Source organism: Gordonia sp. VNK1 (genome assembly GCF_040049135.1).
Lineage (GTDB): Bacteria > Actinomycetota > Actinomycetes > Mycobacteriales > Mycobacteriaceae > Gordonia > Gordonia oleivorans.
Genome location: NZ_JBDZDJ010000028.1, coordinates 12,530 through 34,071, shown reverse-complemented (window position 1 = coordinate 34,071; position 21,542 = coordinate 12,530). Strand labels below are relative to the sequence as shown.

21 protein-coding genes are annotated in these 21,542 nt (G+C 67.7%); 10 read left to right on the top strand and 11 right to left on the bottom strand.

Annotated elements, in window-relative coordinates:
• Nucleotides 1-8 precede the first annotated feature (8 nt).
• Both ABLE94_RS23785 and ABLE94_RS23780 read left to right on the top strand, forming a co-directional pair.
• Nucleotides 9-377 carry an FKBP-type peptidyl-prolyl cis-trans isomerase gene (locus ABLE94_RS23785; RefSeq protein ID WP_348803151.1) on the top strand — a complete coding sequence of 123 codons (369 nt, stop codon included), beginning with the start codon at nucleotides 9-11 and terminating at the stop codon, nucleotides 375-377.
• A gap of 54 nt (nucleotides 378-431) precedes the next feature.
• Nucleotides 432-1,730, top strand: a complete 1,299-nt coding sequence (locus tag ABLE94_RS23780) for a cryptochrome/photolyase family protein (RefSeq protein ID WP_348803223.1) — start codon at nucleotides 432-434, stop codon at nucleotides 1,728-1,730.
• A gap of 6 nt (nucleotides 1,731-1,736) precedes the next feature.
• On the opposite strand, the gene ABLE94_RS23775 is transcribed toward ABLE94_RS23780, so the two are convergent.
• Nucleotides 1,737-2,780 (bottom strand): Lrp/AsnC family transcriptional regulator, encoded by a 1,044-nt coding sequence (locus ABLE94_RS23775; RefSeq protein ID WP_348803150.1) that lies wholly within the window; start codon nucleotides 2,778-2,780, stop codon nucleotides 1,737-1,739.
• A 126-nt stretch (nucleotides 2,781-2,906) separates the two neighbouring features.
• Here ABLE94_RS23775 and ABLE94_RS23770 point away from each other — a divergent pair, with 126 nt between their 5' ends.
• The gene (locus ABLE94_RS23770; RefSeq protein WP_348803149.1) at nucleotides 2,907-4,373 is read left to right on the top strand and encodes an MFS transporter; all 1,467 of its coding nucleotides are present in this window, start codon (nucleotides 2,907-2,909) and stop codon (nucleotides 4,371-4,373) included.
• Here ABLE94_RS23770 and ABLE94_RS23765 read toward each other — a convergent pair.
• The 5 genes from ABLE94_RS23765 to ABLE94_RS23745 all read right to left on the bottom strand — a co-directional run bounded on the left by ABLE94_RS23765 (nucleotide 4,339) and on the right by ABLE94_RS23745 (nucleotide 8,644).
• Nucleotides 4,339-5,580 (bottom strand): ABC transporter permease, encoded by a 1,242-nt coding sequence (locus ABLE94_RS23765; protein ID WP_348803148.1) that lies wholly within the window; start codon nucleotides 5,578-5,580, stop codon nucleotides 4,339-4,341. The genes ABLE94_RS23770 and ABLE94_RS23765 overlap by 35 nt on opposite strands.
• Entirely contained in the window at nucleotides 5,577-6,473 is an 897-nt protein-coding gene (locus ABLE94_RS23760) for an ABC transporter ATP-binding protein (RefSeq protein WP_348803147.1), read from the bottom strand. The genes ABLE94_RS23765 and ABLE94_RS23760 overlap by 4 nt, the downstream gene beginning before the upstream one ends.
• Nucleotides 6,470-7,117 carry a hypothetical protein gene (locus tag ABLE94_RS23755; protein ID WP_348803145.1) on the bottom strand — a complete coding sequence of 216 codons (648 nt, stop codon included), beginning with the start codon at nucleotides 7,115-7,117 and terminating at the stop codon, nucleotides 6,470-6,472. Before ABLE94_RS23755 ends, ABLE94_RS23760 begins: the two co-directional genes overlap by 4 nt.
• 32 nt (nucleotides 7,118-7,149) lie before the next feature.
• The gene (locus tag ABLE94_RS23750; RefSeq protein ID WP_348803144.1) at nucleotides 7,150-7,431 is read right to left on the bottom strand and encodes a helix-turn-helix transcriptional regulator; all 282 of its coding nucleotides are present in this window, start codon (nucleotides 7,429-7,431) and stop codon (nucleotides 7,150-7,152) included.
• Nucleotides 7,432-7,492: 61 nt separating this feature from the next.
• Entirely contained in the window at nucleotides 7,493-8,644 is a 1,152-nt protein-coding gene (locus ABLE94_RS23745) for an NAD(P)-binding domain-containing protein (protein WP_348803143.1), read from the bottom strand.
• Between the two features lie 83 nt (nucleotides 8,645-8,727).
• Here ABLE94_RS23745 and ABLE94_RS23740 point away from each other — a divergent pair, with 83 nt between their 5' ends.
• The 3 genes from ABLE94_RS23740 to ABLE94_RS23730 all read left to right on the top strand — a co-directional run bounded on the left by ABLE94_RS23740 (nucleotide 8,728) and on the right by ABLE94_RS23730 (nucleotide 12,072).
• Nucleotides 8,728-9,339, top strand: coding sequence for a hypothetical protein (locus ABLE94_RS23740; protein ID WP_348803142.1), 612 nt, complete (start codon nucleotides 8,728-8,730; stop codon nucleotides 9,337-9,339).
• Between the two features lie 40 nt (nucleotides 9,340-9,379).
• Nucleotides 9,380-10,111 (top strand): enoyl-CoA hydratase, encoded by a 732-nt coding sequence (locus tag ABLE94_RS23735; protein ID WP_348803140.1) that lies wholly within the window; start codon nucleotides 9,380-9,382, stop codon nucleotides 10,109-10,111.
• 203 nt (nucleotides 10,112-10,314) lie between these two features.
• On the top strand, nucleotides 10,315-12,072 hold the full coding sequence (locus tag ABLE94_RS23730; RefSeq protein ID WP_348803222.1) for a purine-cytosine permease family protein: 1,758 nt from the start codon (nucleotides 10,315-10,317) through the stop codon (nucleotides 12,070-12,072).
• Here ABLE94_RS23730 and ABLE94_RS23725 read toward each other — a convergent pair.
• Genes ABLE94_RS23725 through ABLE94_RS23710 form a run of 4 tightly spaced genes read right to left on the bottom strand, consistent with a single transcriptional unit; the run spans nucleotide 12,025 to nucleotide 16,347 of the window.
• The gene (locus ABLE94_RS23725) at nucleotides 12,025-13,107 is read right to left on the bottom strand and encodes an XdhC family protein (RefSeq protein WP_348803139.1); all 1,083 of its coding nucleotides are present in this window, start codon (nucleotides 13,105-13,107) and stop codon (nucleotides 12,025-12,027) included. The genes ABLE94_RS23730 and ABLE94_RS23725 overlap by 48 nt on opposite strands.
• 36 nt (nucleotides 13,108-13,143) lie before the next feature.
• Nucleotides 13,144-14,484: a D-arabinono-1,4-lactone oxidase gene (locus ABLE94_RS23720; RefSeq protein ID WP_348803138.1), complete on the bottom strand. Its 1,341-nt coding sequence runs from the start codon at nucleotides 14,482-14,484 to the stop codon at nucleotides 13,144-13,146.
• The gene (locus ABLE94_RS23715) at nucleotides 14,481-15,749 is read right to left on the bottom strand and encodes an alanine racemase (protein WP_348803137.1); all 1,269 of its coding nucleotides are present in this window, start codon (nucleotides 15,747-15,749) and stop codon (nucleotides 14,481-14,483) included. The genes ABLE94_RS23720 and ABLE94_RS23715 overlap by 4 nt, the downstream gene beginning before the upstream one ends.
• The gene (locus ABLE94_RS23710) at nucleotides 15,733-16,347 is read right to left on the bottom strand and encodes a TetR/AcrR family transcriptional regulator (RefSeq protein WP_348803220.1); all 615 of its coding nucleotides are present in this window, start codon (nucleotides 16,345-16,347) and stop codon (nucleotides 15,733-15,735) included. The genes ABLE94_RS23715 and ABLE94_RS23710 overlap by 17 nt, the downstream gene beginning before the upstream one ends.
• A 152-nt stretch (nucleotides 16,348-16,499) precedes the next feature.
• On the opposite strand from ABLE94_RS23710, the gene ABLE94_RS23705 reads away from it, so the two are divergent.
• The 3 genes from ABLE94_RS23705 to ABLE94_RS23695 are packed head-to-tail and all read left to right on the top strand — an operon-like array spanning nucleotide 16,500 to nucleotide 20,456.
• Nucleotides 16,500-17,684, top strand: coding sequence for an MBL fold metallo-hydrolase (locus ABLE94_RS23705; RefSeq protein WP_348803136.1), 1,185 nt, complete (start codon nucleotides 16,500-16,502; stop codon nucleotides 17,682-17,684).
• A gap of 2 nt (nucleotides 17,685-17,686) precedes the next feature.
• Nucleotides 17,687-20,227: an HAD-IC family P-type ATPase gene (locus ABLE94_RS23700; RefSeq protein WP_425476266.1), complete on the top strand. Its 2,541-nt coding sequence runs from the start codon at nucleotides 17,687-17,689 to the stop codon at nucleotides 20,225-20,227.
• 4 nt (nucleotides 20,228-20,231) lie between these two features.
• Complete coding sequence (locus ABLE94_RS23695; protein ID WP_348810068.1) at nucleotides 20,232-20,456, top strand: antitoxin; 225 nt, start codon at nucleotides 20,232-20,234, stop codon at nucleotides 20,454-20,456.
• A 2-nt stretch (nucleotides 20,457-20,458) separates the two neighbouring features.
• On the opposite strand, the gene ABLE94_RS23690 is transcribed toward ABLE94_RS23695, so the two are convergent.
• Nucleotides 20,459-21,103 (bottom strand): DNA-3-methyladenine glycosylase, encoded by a 645-nt coding sequence (locus ABLE94_RS23690; protein ID WP_348810067.1) that lies wholly within the window; start codon nucleotides 21,101-21,103, stop codon nucleotides 20,459-20,461.
• Here ABLE94_RS23690 and ABLE94_RS23685 point away from each other — a divergent pair.
• Complete coding sequence (locus ABLE94_RS23685; RefSeq protein ID WP_348810066.1) at nucleotides 21,081-21,518, top strand: type II toxin-antitoxin system Rv0910 family toxin; 438 nt, start codon at nucleotides 21,081-21,083, stop codon at nucleotides 21,516-21,518. The two genes, ABLE94_RS23690 and ABLE94_RS23685, sit on opposite strands and share 23 nt — an antisense overlap.
• Nucleotides 21,519-21,542: the final 24 nt, after the last annotated feature.

Sequence of the window (21,542 nt, the reverse complement as noted above, 5' to 3'; positions counted from 1 at the left end):
AGAGTCCCGTGACCAGTGCCGAGAAGCCCGAAGTCGAATTCCCCGAGGGTGAGGCCCCGGCCGAACTCGAGGTCGTCGATCTGATCGTCGGAGACGGTGCGCAGGCGGGGCGCGGCGACGTCGTCGACGTGCACTACGTGGGTGTCGATTTCGAGTCCGGTGAGGAGTTCGACTCGTCGTGGGATCGTGGGCAGTCGGCGCGATTCCCGCTCGAACGGCTCATTCCGGGCTGGCAGGAAGGGATTCCGGGGATGGCGGTCGGCGGTCGTCGTCGCCTGACGGTGCCCCCGAACCTCGCCTACGGACCGGCCGGGGCGGGCCACCGGTTGTCGGGGCGCACCCTGGTGTTCGTCATCGACCTGCTGGGCGTGGGATAGATCGCGACGCACACGCGGAATCGCGGCGGGTCGGAGACGGCCACGTCGGCGATTCTGTGGCTTCGACGAGATCTCCGTCTGAACGACCTTCCCCCGCTCGGCGCCGCCTTCGACGGTGCCGAGCGGGTTCTCGTCTGTTTCGTCCTCGATCCGCGGCTGGAAAGCTCGTCCGGGCAACGGCGATTGGCGTTCCTCTACGACTCGCTCCGCGAGATCGATGACAAACTCGACGGCCGGCTGTTGGTGGTGCGTGGACGGTCCGACGAGCAGATCCCCCGGCTGGCCGACGCGATCGGTGCCTCGTCTGTACATGTGAGCGAGGACTTTTCGCCGTTCGGGCGGCGCCGCGACCGCTCCGTCGAGACGGCCCTCGGTGGCATCGGCGACGGCGTCTCGTTCGAACCCCTCGGCTCCCCGTACCTGGTGTCACCGGGCCGGGTCACCAAGTCCGACGGGTCTGCCTACAAGGTCTTCACCCCGTTCTTCAAGCAGTGGCGCGATCACGGGTGGCGCAAGCCCGCCGCCACGTCGGTGCAGCACTCCCGGCTCATCGATCCCGCCGACATCACCAAGTCCGGACGAATCCGAATCCCCAAGCCGCCCACCGAGATCGATCTCCCCGCCGGAGAGGATGCGGCGCGAGAACGGTGGCAGGACTTCGTCGACGACGACCTGGCGGGTTACGACTCCGACCGCGACCGACCCGACCTCGACGTGACGAGCCGGATGTCGGCCTACCTCAAGTTCGGCAACATCCATCCCCGGACCCTGGCGGCCGACCTGGACGGCCGCAGTACCGGCGCCCGGGCGTACCTGCGCGAGTTGGCTTTTCGTGACTTCTACGCCGATGTGCTGTTCGGATGGCCGGATTCGGCGTGGCACAACTGGAATCGGCAGTTCGACGACATCGACCTGGACACCGACGCGGATGCGGAGCGTCGATTCGAGGCGTGGACGAAGGGCGAGACCGGCTTCCCGATCGTCGACGCGGGGATGCGTCAGCTGGCGCAGACCGGCTTCATGCACAACCGGGTCCGGATGGTCACCGCGTCGTTTCTGGTGAAAGACCTGCACCTGCCGTGGTGGTGGGGCGCGCGATGGTTCCTCGATCAGCTCCTCGACGGTGACATGGCGTCGAATCAGCATGGCTGGCAGTGGGCCGCGGGCACGGGAACCGATGCGGCCCCGTACTTCCGGGTGTTCAACCCGGAGGCGCAGGCCAAGAAGTTCGATCCCGACGGCCGCTACGTCGCGGCCTGGGTGCCCGAGTTCGGCACCGACGACTACCCCGACCCGATCGTCGACCACAAGGCCGAACGCGAGGAGGCGCTGCGCCGATACGGCGAGATCTGAGCGCTGTCAACGGTGACGTTTCACCGATGCCGCCGGCGGCGCGAGGCGGTCTCCGCTGACCAGCGCCCCGGCGTGCTTCACCCTGCGCAGCAGCGGTACCAGTTCATATCCGGTGATGCCGTCGATGTCCGAAAGTGTCTCGGTGACAAAGGAATAGAGATCGTCGGCATCCGATCCGATGATGTTGGCGGTCAGGTTGGCGCGTCCGGTGACCGCCGCCGCGAAGGGGATGCGGGGATCGTTGCCCAGGGCCTTGCCGACGGCGGCCAGATCGCGGGGCGCCACGGTCAGCCACAGCGCGGTACTGCGTAGCCCGATGGCCGCCGTCGCCAGATCCACGTGGAAGTAGGCGACGCCCGTCGCGATGAGGTGCTCGACGCGGCGGGTCACCTTTCCGTGGGTGCTGCCGATCGTCCGGGCCAACGAGGAATACGGCGTCCGGCCGTCGCGGCTGAGTTCGTCGATCAGGACGCGATCGGTGCGATCCGGTATCCGCGGTGACGCGGCCGAACCATCGGATCGGATCGACGTCGTCAGCAAGGCCTCGCTCTGCTCCGCGGTGAGGACGTCGCTCCACGTGTCCTGATGCTCACCCGCGCCACCGATGAAGGTGTGCAGGATCTCCGCCGACATCACGTCGAGCACCGGCGCGGTCTTGGGCAGTGTCCGGGTCAGCAGTTCGTGGGCGTGCGCGTCGGGGTCGGTCCGCAGGTTGAACGCGACCTCCCAGCCGGCGCCGTAGATCGATACCCAGGACACGTCGTCCCGTTCGGCGACGGCGTGCGCGATGGTGTCGGCACCCTCGGGGCGGCATCGCACGCGGACCAGCCACATCGGACCGGCATGTCCGCCCAGTGAGGCATTCAGTGTGACGCGCAGCAACCCGTCGCGGCGCATCCGCCGATATCGTCGCGCCACCGTCTGCTCGGCCACCCCGAGGATCTCCCCGAGTTCGCGGAACGAGACACGCGGAGAGATCTGCAGCGAACGAGCGATCTTCGCGTCGAGGTCGTCCAGGGTGGAGGAATTCAGCGCCACGCGAGAGCTCATGATCAACAATCTACATCGCGAACCTCTCGCCGTGACCGCGGGCGAACTCCTGCAGGACACTGAATCCAGCAGGCCCGCATGGCTTTTGACGTCAGGAACGGGCAATCGACGCGAAAGGTGCATTTCATGCAGAGAAAATGGTGGACGCTGGTCGTCGTCTGCGCCGCGACATTCATGTTGCTGCTCGACGTGACCATCGTCGTCGTCGCGCTTCCCGACATCCAACGCGCCCTCGGTGCGAGCTTCAGTCAATTGCAGTGGGTCACCGACGCCTATGCGCTGGCCCTCGCATCGCTGCTGCTCACGTCCGGGTCGATCTCCGACAAGTTCGGCCGACGCCGGATCTTCTCGATCGGGCTGGTGATCTTCACGATGGGTTCGCTGCTGTGCGGCGTGGCGCAGGACCCGACGATGCTGATCGTCTCCCGGGCCCTGCAGGGGATCGGCGGTGCGATGCTGTTCTCCACCTCGCTCGCCCTGCTCGCGGCGACCTTCCACGGTCGGGAGCGCGGCGTCGCGTTCGGCGCGTGGGGGGCGGTCACCGGGGTGTCGACCGCGCTCGGTCCGATCCTCGGCGGTGTCCTCACCACCGGACTCACCTGGCGGGCCATCTTTCTGGTGAACCTGCCGATCGGGATCATCGCGCTGCTGATCACCCTGCGCATGGTCGACGAGTCACGTTCGCCGCATGCGCGTCGCATCGACCGGGCGGGCGTGCTCACCTTCACCGCCGGGCTCGTCGCCCTGATCTACGGCCTCACCGAGGCCGGGCAGCGGTCGTGGACCGATGGCCTCGTCGTCGGCTGCTTCATCGTGGCCGCGCTCCTGCTGGTGGCGTTCGTCGTCGTCGAGATGCGGGTGGCCCAACCTATGTTCGATCTCTCGCTGGTGCGGACCCCCACCTTCACCGGGGGACTCATCGCGGCCTTCACGATGAACGGGTCGCTGTTCGCGATGCTGCTCTACATCGTGCTGTATCTGCAGAATTCGTTGGGCTACTCCGCTTTCCAGACCGGCCTCCGTCTGCTGGTGATGTCGGGGTGCACGATGGTCGTGGCCACCATCGCCGGTCGTGCCTCCGACGCCGTGCCGGTGCGCTGGCTGATCGGTCCGGGATTGCTGATCGTCGGGGTGGGACTGTTCGTGATGGCCGGCCTCGACGCCGACTCCTCGTGGACGCATCTGATCCCCGGCTTGATCGTCGCCGGCATCGGCAGCGGTCTGGTGAATCCGCCGCTGGCCGCGACGGCGGTCGGCGTGGTGGGAGTGCACCAGTCCGGCATGGCCTCCGGTATCAACACGACCTTCCGGCAGATCGGGATCGCCGTCGGTATCGCGGTCTACGGATCGATCTTCAGTACCCGGATCGCCTCGTCCCTGCACGACAACCCCGCGGGCGGTGTTCACGCCGCATATGCCAGTGGCCTCGACCTGCTGTTCCTCGTCAGCGGGGCCGTCGCCGTCGTCGGTGGGGTGTGTGCGCTCATCCTGATCCGGGGCAGGGATTTCGTTCCCCACGGGCCGTCGGCACCCGCCGCCGCGGGTGCCGACGCGGCCGTCACCGGGTCATCGACAGCATCTCCGACCACGTGACCCGGCTGCCGGTGCGCAGGATGGATCGTTGATAGATGCGCGCCGCACCCCAGGTGGCGATCGCGCACGCGGCCACCATCAGCAGCAACGACACGATGATCTGGACGGTGTCGGTGTCGCCGGTGGCGATCCGGATCGGGATCAGCACCGCGGAGAAGGGCGGAATCCAGGTGAGCACACTGATGAAGGTGGAGTCGAGCGCCTGGATGCCGAAGATCCCCGCGTACATCACCGCCAGCGACAGCACCGTGAGCGGCATGATGGTGGAGCCGAGTTCCTCCTGCCGCGACACCAGCGCACCGGCCGCGGCGTACAGCGTGGCGAAGAACATGAATCCGAGGACGAACCAGATCAGTGTCGCCGCGAACATCCCGATCGCGGTTCCGGCGATGGTCAGCATGCCGGTGGCGATCCCGGCGATGAGCGCGGTGGCCCCGAGGATGACCACCTGACCGAGTGCGACGATCCCGATGCCCAGGATCTTGCCCCACATGAGGTGCAGCGGTTTGACGGTCGCGAGCAGCAACTCGACGATGCGGGAGGTCTTCTCCTCGACGACGCCGACCGCGATCATGTTGCCGCCCAACATGATCGCCATGATGAGCAGCATCGAACCGACCAGTGCCACGACGATGCGTTGCGCGGTGTCGGGTGTCTGGGGTTCGGTGTCGACGGTCTGGATCACCGCGCGTGGCAGATCCGCGGCGTCGACGCCGCGCTGCGCCAGCCCGTCGGCGAGGGTGGCCTGCTCGATCGAGGACCGGAGCACGCTCGAGAGGTCTTCGGACAGACCGGTTTTGCTGATCAGCGTGTAGGAGTTGTACGGGCCGACGACGACGGCGGCGTCGACGTCCCCGGCCGCCACCTGATCACGGGCCTGCGCATCGGAATCGAGTGTCACCACCGACATCGGGGTGCCGACGGCCTCGCCGATCTCGGTGACGGTCACCGACAGTGAGCGATCCGCGCCCACCATGCCGATGCGTTCGCTGTCCTCGCCGCCGCCGCTGAACGCCTTCCAGACGATCAGCCCGACGACGATCACGAGCATCAGGGCCACCGTGCTCAGCACGAAGGACTTCGTGCGGGCGCGGGTGGAGATCTCGCGCTGGGCGATCAGCCAGACCGACGTCATGGCGCCGGCACCGGCACCGGCGCCGGCGTCTGCGGACGTGGGCGTGGGACGCGTGGGTGTGGGGGTGTTCATGCCGATACCACCTCTCGGAACATGTCGGTCAATGATGGTGTGGACGTGGCGAATCGGTGCACCGGTCCGGTGCGCAACGCGGCGGCCAGGACGGCCTGGTCGTCGATCGTCGCGGGATCGACGCGCAGCAGCGTGGTCTGTCCGTAGGCCGCCTCGAGCACCCCCGGAATCCCGTCCGCCCAGGGCGTGTCGATACCGGGTCCGGCGACCTCGAGGGTCATCCCGCCCCGTGCGCGCAGATCGTCGACGGTGCCCAGGGCACGCATCTCGCCGCTCGCCACGATGCCGACCCGATCACACAGGCGTTGCACCAGGTCGAGCTGATGGGAGGAGAAGATCACCGGGATGCCCTCGGCTGCTTTCTCTTTCAGGACGTCACTCATCACGTCGACGGCCACCGGGTCGAGACCGGAGAACGGTTCGTCGAGAACCAGGACCGCCGGATCGGCGATGAGCGCGGCGGCGAGCTGTACGCGCTGCTGATTGCCGAGCGACAGGTCGGACACGTTGTCGTCGAATCGTGCGGCCACACCGAGACGTTCGGTCCAACGTCGGGCCGAGTCCGCGGCGTCGGCCGCGGTCAATCCGTGCAGCCGGGCGAGGAATCGGAGCTGCTCGCCGACCTTCATCTTCGGGTACAGGCCGCGTTCCTCGGGCATGTAGCCGATGCGGCGCCGGGTCGCCAGGTCGATCGGACGATCACCGAGTGTGACGGTTCCGGAATCGGCGGCGAGCACACCGAGGATGATGCGCATCGTGGTGGATTTTCCCGCACCGTTGCTGCCGACGAATCCGAAGATCTCGCCGGGCCGGACGGTGAAGGTCATGTCGCGCAACGCGATCACGTCGCCGTAGCGTTTGTGTAGGCCATCGATGATCAATGAGTCGGTCATCGCAGCCCTCCCTCCTGGTTGATGGTGGACGAACCGTGCGTGGACGAATTCGGTGTGGGTGGTTCGGCGGTGGGTGGTTCGGCGTAGTCCTCGGGATCGGGGTCGGCCATCCACCAGGCGGTCAGCATCGACGGCAGGACCGCGGCGGCCAGCATCAGCGAGATCAGCAGTATCGCAACGCCATAGATCGCCTGCGGGTCGACGTTGTCGAGATTGGACAGGCCGATGAGGACGAAGTAGGGGATGAACATCAGGCTGAACAGGACGATGAAGGCGATCGAGCGGGCCGAATTGCGTTGGGCCAGCTGGATCTCGTCGAGTGCGGTGATCGGGGCGTCGCCGATCGACCCGGTGATGATGCGCAGGATGCGCTGACATGCCAGGGTCGTCGCCGCGCCGATGAAGAACGGGATGAGGAACCAGTCCGAGCTGAAGAACGCGATGACGGATCCGACGATCATCACGACCACCGCCGCCGCCTGGGCCGCGACGACCCGGCGATAGCTCTTCCGGTTACGCCAGCGGGGCAGTTGGTGGGCGGTGCGGGCGGCGAAGCGACGGTGCCGCCGGCCGCGCCACGCGTCGTAGCGCCGCCACACCGCGGGTTTCGCCGTTTCGGGAATCGCCGAATTCGGGTCGTACATCGTGCACCTCCGGGGTCGGTGGTAGCTCGTGTTCAGCGGATCGGGTCGGTCGACCGCCGTGCGTAGAGTTCGGCCGACATCGCGCCGAACTCGGTGCGGCTGAACACGGCCTCGACCGGGAGATCGAAGACGTCGCAGATGCGAAACGCCAGGTCGAGGCTGGGGTAGTGGTCGCCGCGTTCGAGTGCGCCGACCGTCTGGACGTTGATGTCGACCAGTTCGGCCAGCTGAGCCCGCGACATCCGCCGCTCGGCGCGGAGCACGCCGATGCGGTTGAAGATCGGGAGCTTGTCACCCCGTCGAACCGGACTCATAGAACCAAGTGTTGGGAAAACCCAACAGAATGTCAACCCTGTATTCCGGATCGTTGCCGAGTCAGCCGCGTCCGAGAATCTCGACGACGTTGCGCGCGGCCTCGCGGCCGGCCCGATTGGCGCCGATCGTCGACGCCGACGGTCCGTATCCGAGCAACTGGATACGAGGATCGGCGGCCACCGTGGTGGCCAGCCGTCCGGTCATGGTGATGCCGCCACCGGGCGCACGCAGATGCAGGGGTGCGAGGTGGTCCAGGGCGCTGCGGAATCCGGTGTTCCAGAAGATGACGTCGACGTCGAGATGCTCACCGGCCGGCTTGGTGGGTGAGGCAGTGGTGGCCGAGCCGCAGTCCCAGCACACCCCCGTCTCGGTGATCCGGGTGAACATCGGACGCCACGCCAGGATGCCGTCGGCTCGGGCCGCCTCAATCGCCGGGGTCGACGACAACCCGGTCACCGACACCACCGAGGTGGGTGGCAGCCCGGCGCGCACCCGGCGTTCGACGCGGGCGACGGCCTCCCGTCCCTCGTCGGCGGTGAACGGTCCCGGACGAAACCGTGGTTCGGTGCGCGAACACCAGAAGGTCTGTGCGCCAGGGGCATTGCGGGCGATCTCGATGAGTAGCTGGATGGCGGAGATCCCGGCGCCGACGACGAGTACGCGTTTCCCGGCGAACTCGTCCGGTCCGGTGTAGTCGTGGGTGTGCAGTTGCCGCCCCGCGAAGTCGGCGATCCCCGGGATGAACGGGATGAACGGCCGATCCCAGGTGCCGGTGGCATTGATCAGCGTCCGCGAATGAACCGCGCGCCCGTCGCCCAGCGTGGACACGAAGCCATCGTCGTCGCGCCCGACGCTTTGGACGTGGACGGGACGCCGAACCCGAAGGTCAAACTTCTCCTCGTAGCGGCCGAAGTACTCCGGTACCGCAGTCGCCGCCGGGTACTCGTCGCAGTCGACGCCGAGCGCCTCGGTCAGACCGTATCCGGGCAGGTCGTGGACGTGATTGGCGCCGGCCAGGGTCAACGTCGGCCACCGGAACTGCCACGCTCCGCCGGGGCCGGGTGCGTGGTCGAGGACCACATATCGCCCCGACAGACCGAAGCGTTCCAGGAAGTACGCGGCGGACAACCCGGCCTGGCCGCCACCGATGATGACAACGTCGACGTCCAGGCTGTTACGGCCGGTATCCGGGGCCAGGTCTGTCACAGGCACGACGTCATTCTGCGCCTGTCGGCATTGTTAGGATGCGGGGCGTGCTGAGAACGCATTCCCGCTGGTACGCGACAGCTGTGATCATGGCAGTTCTCGCCGTCGCCGGATGCGGGCTCTTCGATGATGGCATCGAAGATGTCTCTGATGTGTCGTTGCCGCGGCCACCCGCGGGTTTTGCGCTCACGCCACCGGGAGCAACGCTCACGTTGGGCGAGACGGCTCACGTCGCCACAAAGCAGGTCGCATCAGAACTGTTCAACAAGACCGGACCCACCACGTACTGGGCAATCGTCACGCGCCGTCCGAAGGTGGTGGACCCGTCCTTGGTGAGCTCCGGTGACGATGTCGCCCGCCAGGCCACCAAGATTGTCTGTTTCGTCTACGACGTGACTTTCTTGGGGTCCGGTGACGACGGGCCCGGCGACGGGGTCGTCATTGTTCCGCATCTGTACCCGGTAGGTGACGACGGCGGTCTCGCCAATTCGGCGGTGGTGTCGAACAATGTGTGCGATGTCGCGATCGACGATGAGGCGTCCTCGGATCTCGGCCGGCTCGAGGTCGGGAAAACCTATCCGGATGCGTGCATCGGTTTCATCGGCAAGCCGGGCCACGAGGGCGTCGAACCGACGGGGGTCGCGTTCCGCTACGGCGGCTTTGCCGGTCTCTCGAACAAGCCGGTGTGGTGGCAGTCGTAGCAGGCGGCTGTCGGGTCTCGGTTGGGTAGGCTCTGGGGTCATGATTGCAACCAGTGCAGACGGTGCGGTGACCACCATCGAGCTCGATCGGCCCGACAAGCGCAACGCGCTCAACGACGACCTTCTCGATGCGCTCGCCTCGGCGTTCGAGGCGGCGGTGGACTCCGGAGCCCGCGCCATCGTGCTCACCGGTCGTGGCAGTGTGTTCTCCGCCGGCGCGGACCTCTCGGGCCCGGTCTACGATCCGGGCTTCCTCGATCATCTGGTGGCCACCCTGCAGAAGATCGAATCGACGCCGGTGCCGGTCATCGCCGCGGTCAACGGGCCCGCCCTCGGCGGGGGGCTGCAGCTGGCGATGGCCGCCGACCTTCGGGTGATGGCGCCGGACGCCATCGCCGGGATCCCGGCGGCGAAAATCGGTGTGGCGGTGGACGAGTGGACCATCCGTCGACTGGTGTCGCTGGTCGGTGCCGGGCAGGCGGGCGGGATGCTGATCGGCTGCGATCCGCTCTCAGCCGACCGCGCCCACGCCCTCGGATTCGCCAACCGCATCGGTGATCTCACCGACGCGCAGCACTGGGCGGCGATGATCGCCGAACTCGCGCCACTGACGCTGCAGCACTACAAGCTCGTGCTCAACGGCGACGGTGCGCGTGCGGCCGCACCCGCCGAACGCCACGAGGCGATGCTACGGGCCTGGAACAGTGCCGACATGGCCGAGGGGCGCGCGGCCCGATCCGAGAAGCGCAAGCCGATCTTCACCGGAAAGTAATTCGGACACAGAGGTATTCGGGTTTCCCCACGACCGGGCGCGTGTAACGTGACCGATACCTGAGTGATCGCTGGGAGAAACACGGCCACCCTACGTTGGCGGAATCCATGTCCGATTGGGAGTCCGTCCACCAAGGAGTCAGTGTGTCCCCAGAACCCCACCATCACCACGGCGTCGAGGAGTTCACCGCCGAGATCGGTGAGATCGAGAATGCCGAGCACGGCATCATCGCCACCGGTGCCGCCGCCGCGGCCGCTCGCGAGTCCCTCGAGGACTACACGCTGCGTTTCGCGCCCCGCAGCTACCGCAAGTGGGGTCCGGGCGTGGTCGCGATCTCCGCACTCGGCGGCATCGCCTACCTCGCCGACTTCGCCATCGGCGCCAACATCGGTATCGCCAACGGCACCGGAAATGCGTTGTGGGGCATCCTGTTCTTCGCCGTGGTGATCGTGCTCACCGGCTATCCGCTGGCCTACTACGCCGCGCGCTACAACATCGATCTCGACCTGATCACGCGCGGCAGCGGCTTCGGCTACTACGGTTCGGTCCTGACCAACGTGATCTTCGCGTCGTTCACGTTCATCTTCTTCGCGCTCGAGGGTTCGATCATGGCCCAGGGCCTCAAGCTCGGCCTGCACATCCCGTTGTGGCTGGGCTATCTCGCCTCCTCGGTGCTGATCATCCCGCTGGTCATCTACGGCATGAACACCCTGGCCAAGCTGCAGGTGTGGACCACCCCACTGTGGCTGATCATGATGGTCGCGCCGTTCCTGTACCTGGTGATCAGCCACCCCGAGGCCATCGGGCAGTTCCTGGCCTTCAGCGGTGGTACCGATGCGAACAATCAAGCCGGACACGGTGTCTCGTTCGCCGGCACCATGCTGGCCGCCGGTGTGTGTCTGTCGCTGATCGCGCAGATCGCCGAGCAGATCGACTACCTGCGATTCATGCCGCCGAAGACCCCGGAGAACAAGCGCAAGTGGTGGACCGCGGTGCTGACCGCCGGCCCGGGTTGGGTGTTCTTCGGTGCCATCAAGCAGGTCGTGGGTCTGTTCCTGGCCGTCTACATCATCATGCATTTCGCCGAGCAGGCCGGCGTCGCCAACGAGCCGGTGCATCAGTTCCTGGCGATCTACGACGACTTCATGCCCTACTGGCTGGCACTGACCCTGGCCGTCATCCTGGTGGTCATCAGTCAGGTCAAGATCAACGTGACCAACGCCTACTCCGGCTCGCTGGCCTGGACCAACAGCTTCACCCGTGTCACCAAGACCTACCCGGGCCGCCTGGTCTTCCTGATCTTCAACGTCGCCATCGCGATCGTGCTGATGGAGGCCGACATGTTCAGCTTCCTCAACGAGCTGCTGAACTTCTACGCCAACTGCGGTATCGCCTGGATCGTGGCCGTCGCCTCCGACATCGCCATCAACAAGTACCTGCTGAAGATCTCGCCGAAGGAGCCGGAGTTCCGCCGCGGCATGCTCTACAACATCAACCCGGTCGGTTTCGTGTCGGTCATCGTGGCGGCCGGAGCGTCGATCCTGGTGTACTTCCACGCCTTCGGTGACAGCATCCAGCCGTACTCACCGCTGGTCGCGTTGATCCTCGCGCTGGTGCTCCCGCCGATCCTGGCGGTGGCCACCAAGGGCAAGTACTACCTGCGCCGCACCGACGACGGCATCGACATCCCGATGTATGACGAGCACGGCAACCCGACCGACGAGCGACTCCTGTGCTGCGTCACCGGAATCGAATTCGAGCGTCCCGACATGATCGCATCCGCGGTTCCGGGGCCGAACGGGGAGAAGCAGTACATCTCCTCGCTGGCACTGTCGTGCGACAAGAGCGGCAAACACGTTCTGCCGGCCCAGGATTCGTCGACGATGACCTCCGACATCCCCGTCGACACCGATTCATCGTCGGTGGATGGGTCCACGACGGCGGACAAGAGCGACGCCTGAGGCGTCATGCCGTGCGGCGATGAGTTGCGCGGCGATCGAGACGGCGACCTCGGTGGGCGTGTGCCCGCCGAGGTCGAGTCCGAGTGGGGACCGTAAGCGTCCCAACTGTTCTGCCGTCACACCCGCCTGCCGCAGGCGGGTGGTGCGGTCGGCGACGGTGCGGCGGGAGCCGAGCGCACCGACGAACCCGATGGTCGAACCCAGCGCCACGCGCAGCGTGGGAACGTCGAACTTCGCCTCGTGGGTCATCACGCACACGACGGTGCTCTCATCGACGCCGCCGTCGGCGATCTGAGCCGACAGATACCGGTCCGGCCACTCGATCACCACCTCGTGGGCCGCGGGAAACCGTGCGGCGGTGGCGAAGACGGCGCGCGCGTCGACGACCGTCACGCGGTAGCCGAGATCGGCACCCAACGCACTGAGTGCACGGACGAAATCGTTGGCGCCCACCAGGATCAGCCGCGCCGGCGGAGCGAAGGTCTGCACGAAGGTGCGTGGCCGGGAACCGGCCTGGCCCGGGTCATCGCAGTCGTCGACGCCGATGATGCCGCTGCGCCCGGTGGCCAACAGGTCGTCGACGTCGCGATCCAGGCGCAGCCATGGGCCCTGTCCCGGGCGAGACGCCAGATGCCAACGGGGCGTGGCGGTCAGGGTGGTGGCCCAGGCCAGTGGGGTCCCGGCGTCGGCGGCGGCACGGATCCGGCGCAGGTCGTCGAGGCGATCACCATCGAGTCGTTCGATGAACACCTCGACCTCACCACCGCAGGTCAGGCCGACGGCGATGCCGTCGGGGTCGGCGTATCCGAATCGTTCGACGACCGCACATCCGGTGCTCAGCACGTCCGCCGCCGATTCGATGACCGCGGATTCCACACACCCTCCCGACAGCGATCCGATGACCTCGCCCTCGGCGGTGACGACCATGGCCGTGCCGGCCAGGCGGGGCGCCGAACCGGTGGTCGCCACCACCCGTGCCAGCGCGACCGGCGAGTGCTCGAGGCGCTCGATCAACGGGGTCAGGACATCACGCATCCCCCCAGTGTGGGCGCCTCCGGTGGGACCCGCCAGTCAGCCGCCCAGAACCCGCTCGAGATACGGATTGGCGAACACCCGATGCGGATCGAATCGCTCTCGCACAGCGATGAATTCATCGAATCGCGGATACACCGACCGCAGGTACTCCGCGTCGCGGATATGCATCTTGCCCCAGTGCGGTCGGCCGCCGTGGGCGACCATGATGGCCTCGACGTCGGCGAAGTACGCCGCGGAGTCGGCGGCGTCGTCGCCGTGATAGCGGTGCACCGCGATGTAGCCGCTCGCCCGACCCGACGCCGTGGACAGCATCAGGTCATCGGCGGCGGCCGCGCGCACCTCGATGGGGAAGCTGACCCGATATCCGGTGCGCTCGATCATCGTCCGCACCTCCCGCAGCGCTTCCGGGACCGCCTCGAGAGGCAGGGCGTACTCCATCTCGCGGAACCGGACGGTGCGTGAGGAGATGAACACCTTGTCGCTCCGGTCGGTGAAGGTGCGCGCCGACAGCACCCGACCGGACACCTGGCTCAGGGTCGGTACCACCGCGGGCACCCGCGCACCCATCGCGCACATCACCCGAAATGCCCCATTGGACAACAGTTCGTCGTCGATGTACCGGCGCACCGACCCGGCGCCGGATCGTTCGACCCGACCGTCGAGTCGGGTGTTGCTCTTGGCCAGCGTGCAGCGGGTGTGCGGAAACCAGTAGAACTCGTGATGATCCTGGGAGGCGACGCGATCGAGGAAACCGTCGATCGCGTCGTCGACATCGAGGGGATATTCCTGCGCGCGGATGGAGAAGGCGGGGACGCACTGCAGGGTGAGTTCGACGACGATGCCCAGCGCGCCCAGGCCGAGGGCGACGGCGCCCAGATCGGGATCGCCGGCATCGACCGTGATCACCTCACCGGTTCCGGAAACCAGTGTGGCGGAGGTGATCTGAGTGCTGATGCCGCCGAAGCGGCCGCCCGTTCCGTGGGTACCGGTGGAGGTCGCCCCGGATATGGTCTGGCGGTCCACGTCGCCGAGGTTGGTCATCGCCAGTCCGCGATCGGCGAGGAGCCCGTGGAGCTCGTGCAGATGTGTTCCGGCCCGCAGGGTCACCCGGCGGGTCTCGGCGTCGACGGCGACGAGCCCACGCATCCCCGACATGTCCAGCTGCATCCCGGGGGCGAGCGCCACCGGCGAGAAACTGTGCCCGGCGCCAACGGCTTTCACCGTCGAACCCTCATCGGCGGCGCGGGCGACGAGGGCGGCGACCTCCTCGACGCCGGTCGGTCGCTGCACCGACGACGGCACGCACTCCACGGTGCCGCCCCCGTTGCGCCAGGTGGCGGGAGCGTGTGCAGACCCGCGCGTATCCGACCTCGTCACAGAAAACACTTCCCTTCTCCGCGGTAGGTGGGGACCACGGCGTCGACGGTGGCGGTGCCCGATGCGTCTCGGGTGATCATCGCGACGCGGGCCGATCGTTCGCAGATCTCGCCGGACTTGGTGTGCCGGAACCAGACCCGATCACCGATGGTCAGCGCCGAGGTGCCTGGCCCGTGCAGCGGGGTCTGCACCTCGCCGGCCGCCTCGGTGCCCACGTACTCCAGCCCGGGGGGCCACACCGGCCGGGGCAGACGATCCGGACCGGGCGGGCCCGACGCGATCCAGCCACCCCCGGCGCACGTCACGAAGCCCGGGGCGGGGACCCGCACGACGTCGAGGCCGAAGGTCATCGCCGGCGCCGGATGAAAATGCCGGTAGGTGTCGAACAGATGCCCGCCGAACACCCCACTGCCGGCGGCGATGTCGGTGATCGACTGATCGCGTGCGGTGGCCTCCAACGATCCGGTGCCGCCGGCATTGATGATCGCCAGGTCGGCGACGTCGCGCAGCGCGGCGACGACCCGGCCACGGCGACGCCGGATCTCGGCCATCGACGCCCGCTGCATCGCCTGGACGATCCGATTGGTGAGGGGTTTGCCGTCGACCGCATTGCCGACACCGGCGACCTGCGCCTCGTACGACATCACCCCGACCAGATCGAAGCCGGGCCGCTCGGCGATGTGACGGCCGAGGGCCAGTGCCTCGTCGAGGTCGTGAACAGGGGAGCGGCGCACCCCGATGTGGATGCGCCGGCCCAGCCGCAGCGAGGCGTCGAGGTCGACGGCCACCCGCACCGACGGCCGGGTGCCGGGTGCGGCGACGGCGTCGATCGCGTCGAGGTGTGACACCGAGTCGACCAGGACGGTGACCCGGGTGGTGGCGACGTCATCGGCGAGAAACTCCGCGAGGGCTCCGCGGCGCAGCGTCGGATATCCCATCAGGACGTCATCGATTCCGGATTCGGTTGCCAGCCACCGTGCTTCGTCGATGTCGTAGGCGAGGACGCCGGCGAATCCGGGGCGACCGACGATGTCGGCGATGACCGACCGGACCCGCAGCGACTTGCTCGCCAACCGGATCGGGACGCCACCGGCGCGGCGCAGCAGATCGGCCACATTGTGTTCGAGGGCCGCGACGTCGACCGCGATCACCGGGCTGTCGAGGCCGGCGGCGTCGACGGCGTCGGAGAAACCCTCCCAGTAGGCGGCCGGATCACGCCGCCACAACCCGGGCCGCTCCGGACCCATCTCAGTCGGCGACGGCATAGGCCATGGTCTGTCGCACCAGGTAGTCCATCAGGGTGCCGACGACGGCGTCGTCGGCCGTGCTCAGGTAGATCAGGGTGATCGAGATGAGCGACCCGACCATCACCGGCGCGATCTCACTGGTGGGATGGGACCAGCGGATTCCCGCCTGCCGCGCGGAATGGGCGAGTCCCTCGGCGGCGACCGCGTACAGGGTTTCGTACATCCGTTTGCCGTCGCGTTGCAGTTCGGGGTGATTGTGCGCGTAGATCCCCAGCGAGATGGTCGCCTGCAGGCGACCCGGATCGGCCTTGAGCATCGAGTAGAACGCGTCGAGCTGGGTGCGCATGGTGGTTTCCATCAACGCGAGCGTCGACCCGCTGCCGACGTCACCGGTGGCCTGGATGATCCGCAACATCTGGCCGATGTCGGTGGGGACGGCGGTCTCCATCACCGCGCACAGCAGCGCGGTGCGCGACTCGAAGGCGTAGTGGAAACTCGCCAACGGCATGTCGGCGTGGGCGCAGATCCGGCGGGTCGTCGCACCCTCGACGCCGTGGTCGGCGATCACCCGATAGGCGGCCTCGACGAGCGCTGCGCGGCGCTCGGTCACCGACATCCGTGCCAACGTGGTGTTCGCTTCCTTGCTCGCATGCGCACCGGCGGGATCGTCGGTGAGTGCAGGCGAGAATATTAGCAAGCGGAAGCCTGGGGCGCGTCGGTGTGTCGTCATGAGGGGACGACGCGAGGAGATGTCCTACGCTAGTTCTCGTGACGACGCCCATCGAATGGACTCCGGCGGACGCGCTCGGACGAGCGATGAGTTCCGCGGGTGCCCTCGGTGTCCGCGCGGTCGGTGCCGCCGTCGGCGGGCTCGCGTCGGCCGGGCTCGCCTCGGCCCGCGCCATCGGCGCCGATCCCGACAGCATCCGGCCCCTCGTGGTCGCCTCACCCAACTTCAACGGGGTCGCCTTCACCAACCTCGAGCCGCCTACCGCGGGCGTGGCCCCGGACTGGAAGACGATGGTCGACATGGCCCGCCGCCCGGGTCGCCCCGGAGCCGGGATCCGGGTCGAGCGACCGGTGTTCGCCGACGACCCGCGGGCGTTGGCCGCCACCTGGCTCGGACACGCCTCGGTCCTCGTCGAGGTCGACGGCATGCGCGTCCTCACCGACCCGGTGTTCTCCAAGCGGTGCTCGCCGAGTCAGACGGTCGGTCCGGCCCGCATGCATCCGTCCCCGGTCACCGTGGCGGATCTGCCCGCGCTCGACGTCGTCCTGATCAGTCACGACCACTACGACCATCTCGACATGGCCACCGTCGTCGGGATCGCCGCCGCGCAGCCCGACGCGGTGTTCGTCGCGCCGCTCGGGGTGGCAGCGCACCTGCACGCCTGGGGCATCTCCCACGGCCGCATCCGGCAGGCCGATCTGTGGGGCGCCGTCACGCTGACCGGCCGCACCGGAACCACCGTGCGTTTCGTCTGCGGACCGGCCCGGCATTTCTCCGGACGCATGTTCACCCGCGACCTCACCCAATGGGCGAGTTGGGCGATCGTCGGACCCACCCACCGCGTCTTCTTCTCTGGCGACACCGGCTACACCGAGCGGTTCGCCGACCTCGGCGACCGGCTCGGTCCCTTCGATCTCACCCTGATCGCCGTCGGCGCCTACGATCCGCTGTGGCCGGACGTGCACGTCGACCCCGAGGAGGCCGTCGCCATCCACCGGATGGTGTCCGGGTCCGCCGGCACCGACGCGGTGATGTTGCCGATCCACTGGGGAACCTTCTCGCTGGCCCGGCATGCGTGGGCCGACCCGATCGTGCGGCTGCTGCCCGCCGCCGGCCGCAACGCGACGACGGTGATGGTGCCGCAGCCGGGTGGCTCGATCGATCTGACCCACCGCCAGGGCACCGGGCTCACCGACCCGCAGTGGTGGGAGCGCTCCGCGTGAAGCTGACGAAAACCGCGCCCGGCGACCGGGCGCACATCGGTGGGCTGTCCGCCGACGAGGTCGCCCAGCGCGTCGCGGCCGGTCAGGTCAACACCATGCCGGACCGATCCGGCCGCAGCGTCGGCGACATCGTCCGCGCCAACGTGTTCACCCGCATCAACGCGATCCTCGGGGTGCTGTTCGCCCTCGTCGCGGCCACCGGCTCGTTCATCAACGGACTGTTCGGGCTGCTCATCGTCGCCAACAGCGGAATCGGCATCATCCAGGAGATCCGCGCCAAACGCACCCTCGATCGTCTCGCCATCGTCGGGCAGACCCACCCGAAGGTGCGCCGCGACGGGGTCGTCGCCGAACTCGTCCCCGGTGAGGTGGTGCTCGACGACATCATCGAGGTCGGCGCGGGTGATCAGATCGTCGTCGACGGTGAGGTCGTCGAATCCCTCGCCCTCGATGTCGACGAATCCCTGCTCACAGGTGAGGCCGACGCGATCGACAAATCGCCCGGCGACAAGATCCTCTCCGGCAGTTTCGTCGTCTCCGGGTCCGGTGCCTACCGGGCCACCAAGGTGGGCGCCGACGCGTATGCCTCGCAACTCGCCGCCGAGGCGTCGAAGTTCACCCTGGTGTCCTCCGAACTGCGCTCCGGCATCGACCAGATCCTCAAGGTGATCACCTGGCTGCTGATCCCGGCCGGCATCCTGACCATCATCAACCAGGTGTTCATCAGCCAGAACGGATGGCGCGCCTCGCTTCTGGGCATGGTCGCCGCGCTCGTCCCGATGGTGCCCGAGGGGCTGGTGCTGATGACCTCGATCGCCTTCGCGGTCGGCGTGGTGCGACTGGGCCGACGCCAATGCCTGGTCAACGAACTGCCCGCGATCGAAGGGCTCGCCCGCGTCAACGTGGTCTGCGCGGACAAGACCGGCACCCTCACCGAGAACGGGATGCGGCTGTCGGAGGTACGGGGCCTGCCGGATGACACCGCCGCCGACGCCGGCTCGGGCTGGGACACCTCCCGCGCCGAGCAGGTGCTCGCGGCGCTGGCCGCCACCGACCGCAGCCCCAACGCCAGCGTGGCGGCGCTCGCCGAGGCCTACCCGAGTGCACCCGACTGGCAGCTGAGTGCGATCGAACCGTTCACCTCCGCCAAGAAGTGGAGCGGGATGTCGTTCGTCGACGCCACCGGCGCCGATCGGGGCAACTGGATTCTCGGTGCCCCCGATGTACTGCTCGATCCCGACAGTGCCCCGGCCCGGCAGGCCTCCGAGATCGGTGAGTCGGGACTGCGGGTGCTGCTGCTCGGCCACACCGACGTCCCCGTCGACACCACCCCCGCCGACGGCGCGAACGTCCCGGGCACCCTGGTCCCCACGGCGCTGGTGGTCCTCGAACAGCGGGTGCGCGACGACGCCCGCGCCACCCTCGACTACTTCGCCTCCCAGCACGTCGACGTCAAGGTCATCTCCGGCGACAATGCCCGTTCGGTGGGCGCCGTCGCGCAGTCCCTCGGCCTCGGATCACCGGACGCCGCCGTCGACGCCCGGACCCTGCCCACCGACATCGACGACCTCGCCGACGTCGTCGAGAACGGGGTGATCTTCGGGCGGGTGCGCCCCGACCAGAAGCGGGCGATGGTGGCCGCGCTGCAGTCGCGCGACGACACCGTGGCGATGACCGGTGACGGCGTCAACGACGTCCTCGCGCTCAAGGACGCCGACATCGGGGTGGCGATGGGATCGGGCAGTTCGGCGGCCCGGTCGGTGGCACAGATCGTGTTGCTGGACAACAAGTTCGCCACCCTGCCCTATGTGGTCGGTGAGGGTCGCCGGGTGATCGGCAACATCGAGCGGGTCTCCAACCTGTTCCTCACCAAGACGGTGTACGCGGTGCTGCTCGCCTTGTTCGTCGGCGTCGCCGGACTGGCCGGCAAGATCTTCGGCTTCGACTCGCTCAGCTACCCGTTCCAGCCCATCCACGTCACCATCTCGGCGTGGTTCACCATCGGCATCCCCGCGTTCATCCTCTCGCTCGCCCCCAACAACGAGCGGGCCCGCACCGGTTTCGTCAAACGTGTTCTGCGGCAAGCGGTTCCGAACGGCATCATCGTCGGGCTGTGTGCCTTCATCACCTACGTGATCGTCAATCCCGGCGGTAAGGGAGTGGCGCTGGGCGGTGACGGCGTCGATCTCCCGCCGGCGCAGACCCAGGCCGCCACCGCGACGTTGATCTGCCTCATCGCGGTCGCGCTCTACGTGCTGGCCGTCGTCGCGCGTCCCTACACCTGGTGGAAGCTGGTGCTGCTGGCGGTATCGGTGGGCGCCTACGTGATCATCTTCGCCTGGCCGTGGACCCAGACCATGTTCAAACTCGACTCCTCGAACTGGCAGATGAACAGTGTGGCGTTCGTCGCCGCGGCGATCGGCATCGTCTGCGTGGAGATCGTGTCGCGGGTCATGCCCCGAATCATTGTTTCCGATGGCGGCGCACACCATCACGACCTACACTCGGTGGCCGCCGTGCACGACTCGACGATCAAGGAGTGATCTGATGGATCTCAAGGGACTGGTGGACAAGGCGAAGGCCGCACTCAAGGGAAACCCGAGCCTGATCGACAAGGGTGGCGACGCCGTCGACAAGGCGACCGGCGGAAAGTACGCGTCGCAGGTCGACAAGGCACAGGACGCCGCGCGCAAGGCCGTCGGCGCCGATACACCGGCGCCCGCCGAGCCCAAGCCGGCCGATCCGGGCCCCTCGGGCGAGCAGCCGAAGTAGCCTCACTGCGCCTGCGGGTGCCGGCGATAGGCCGACACCGTCGGATCGTCGCCGATCCAGAATCGCCACGCGACATCGGCGGCACGGCGGACCCCCACACGAGGCCCGCTGTGCAACCGCGCCGCGGAGATCGGCTGCACGGGTAACCGCAGTGCGACCGGCTCCGGGCCACCCAGATCGGTACCGAGATCGGCGGCGGTGATACCCAGTGCGCGGGCCAGATTGCCCGGCCCGCGGGCCAGGGCGGCGTCGGCGAGGGCGCCCCGACGTTTCCGCGCCACGTCGATCCCGGCGATCACCTCGCCCGCGCGCACGAGCACGGCCGACGCCTCACCGTCGGGGCCGGTCACCACATTCGCGCAGTGATGACCGTGGATGCGGTAGACATACAGCCGTCCGGCCGGCCCGTACATGATCTCCGATCGGGGAGTCCGCACGAATGCGTGCGACGCCGGATCCCGTGGTCCCGCATACGCCTCGACCTCGGTGATCCGGACGGTGACGCCGTGACCGATCAGCAGCGCATCCAGCAAGGACACCGCGACGAGGTCGACCGACGCCGTGGTGAGGACGTCCGGGTGCACGTGATCGCCTCCGACTGACTCTCCAGTAGGCTTGCGCACCATGGCCAAAACGAGTGACTCCATCGAGGTCGAGCTGTCACCGGAGGATACCTGGATCGCCGCGTCGGATCTGTCCCGGTTCGACGAGTGGCTGATCCTGCACGACGGCTGGCGCAGCGCCCTGCCCGCCCCGCACGAACTGCGCAAGGGCACCACGGTGACCTCCGTCGTCAAGGTCAAGGGCACCCGGGTGCGTTTCGACTGGGTGGTCGACCGGTTCGTCGAGGGCAAGGAGGTGCGGCTCAAGGGTTCCGGCAAGGGCGGGGTGAAGTCCACCCTCGACCTCGCGATCGCCTCGACTGCGACGGGGTCGACCATCACCTTCACCGTCGAACTCGGTGGGCTGCCGTTGCTGGGCCCGATAGGCAAGGCCACCGCGATGGCGGTGTCCGGTGATCTGCACAAGTCACTGGACCGATTCCGCGAGGTGTTCGCCTGAGCGTCCCGCTACACTCAGCGGGCG

Coding starts and splice junctions, on each gene's coding strand:
- ABLE94_RS23760 (WP_348803147.1), bottom strand. CDS start 6,473: ATGACCGACTCATTGATCATCGATGGCCTACACAAACGCTACGGCGAC.
- ABLE94_RS23755 (WP_348803145.1), bottom strand. CDS start 7,117: ATGTACGACCCGAATTCGGCGATTCCCGAAACGGCGAAACCCGCGGTG.
- ABLE94_RS23740 (WP_348803142.1), top strand. CDS start 8,728: ATGGCAGTTCTCGCCGTCGCCGGATGCGGGCTCTTCGATGATGGCATC.
- ABLE94_RS23765 (WP_348803148.1), bottom strand. CDS start 5,580: ATGAACACCCCCACACCCACGCGTCCCACGCCCACGTCCGCAGACGCC.
- ABLE94_RS23695 (WP_348810068.1), top strand. CDS start 20,232: ATGGATCTCAAGGGACTGGTGGACAAGGCGAAGGCCGCACTCAAGGGA.
- ABLE94_RS23685 (WP_348810066.1), top strand. CDS start 21,081: ATGGCCAAAACGAGTGACTCCATCGAGGTCGAGCTGTCACCGGAGGAT.
- ABLE94_RS23715 (WP_348803137.1), bottom strand. CDS start 15,749: ATGCCGTCGCCGACTGAGATGGGTCCGGAGCGGCCCGGGTTGTGGCGG.
- ABLE94_RS23750 (WP_348803144.1), bottom strand. CDS start 7,431: ATGAGTCCGGTTCGACGGGGTGACAAGCTCCCGATCTTCAACCGCATC.
- ABLE94_RS23770 (WP_348803149.1), top strand. CDS start 2,907: ATGCAGAGAAAATGGTGGACGCTGGTCGTCGTCTGCGCCGCGACATTC.
- ABLE94_RS23775 (WP_348803150.1), bottom strand. CDS start 2,780: ATGAGCTCTCGCGTGGCGCTGAATTCCTCCACCCTGGACGACCTCGAC.
- ABLE94_RS23735 (WP_348803140.1), top strand. CDS start 9,380: ATGATTGCAACCAGTGCAGACGGTGCGGTGACCACCATCGAGCTCGAT.
- ABLE94_RS23690 (WP_348810067.1), bottom strand. CDS start 21,103: ATGGAGTCACTCGTTTTGGCCATGGTGCGCAAGCCTACTGGAGAGTCA.
- ABLE94_RS23725 (WP_348803139.1), bottom strand. CDS start 13,107: ATGCGTGATGTCCTGACCCCGTTGATCGAGCGCCTCGAGCACTCGCCG.
- ABLE94_RS23710 (WP_348803220.1), bottom strand. CDS start 16,347: ATGTCGGTGACCGAGCGCCGCGCAGCGCTCGTCGAGGCCGCCTATCGG.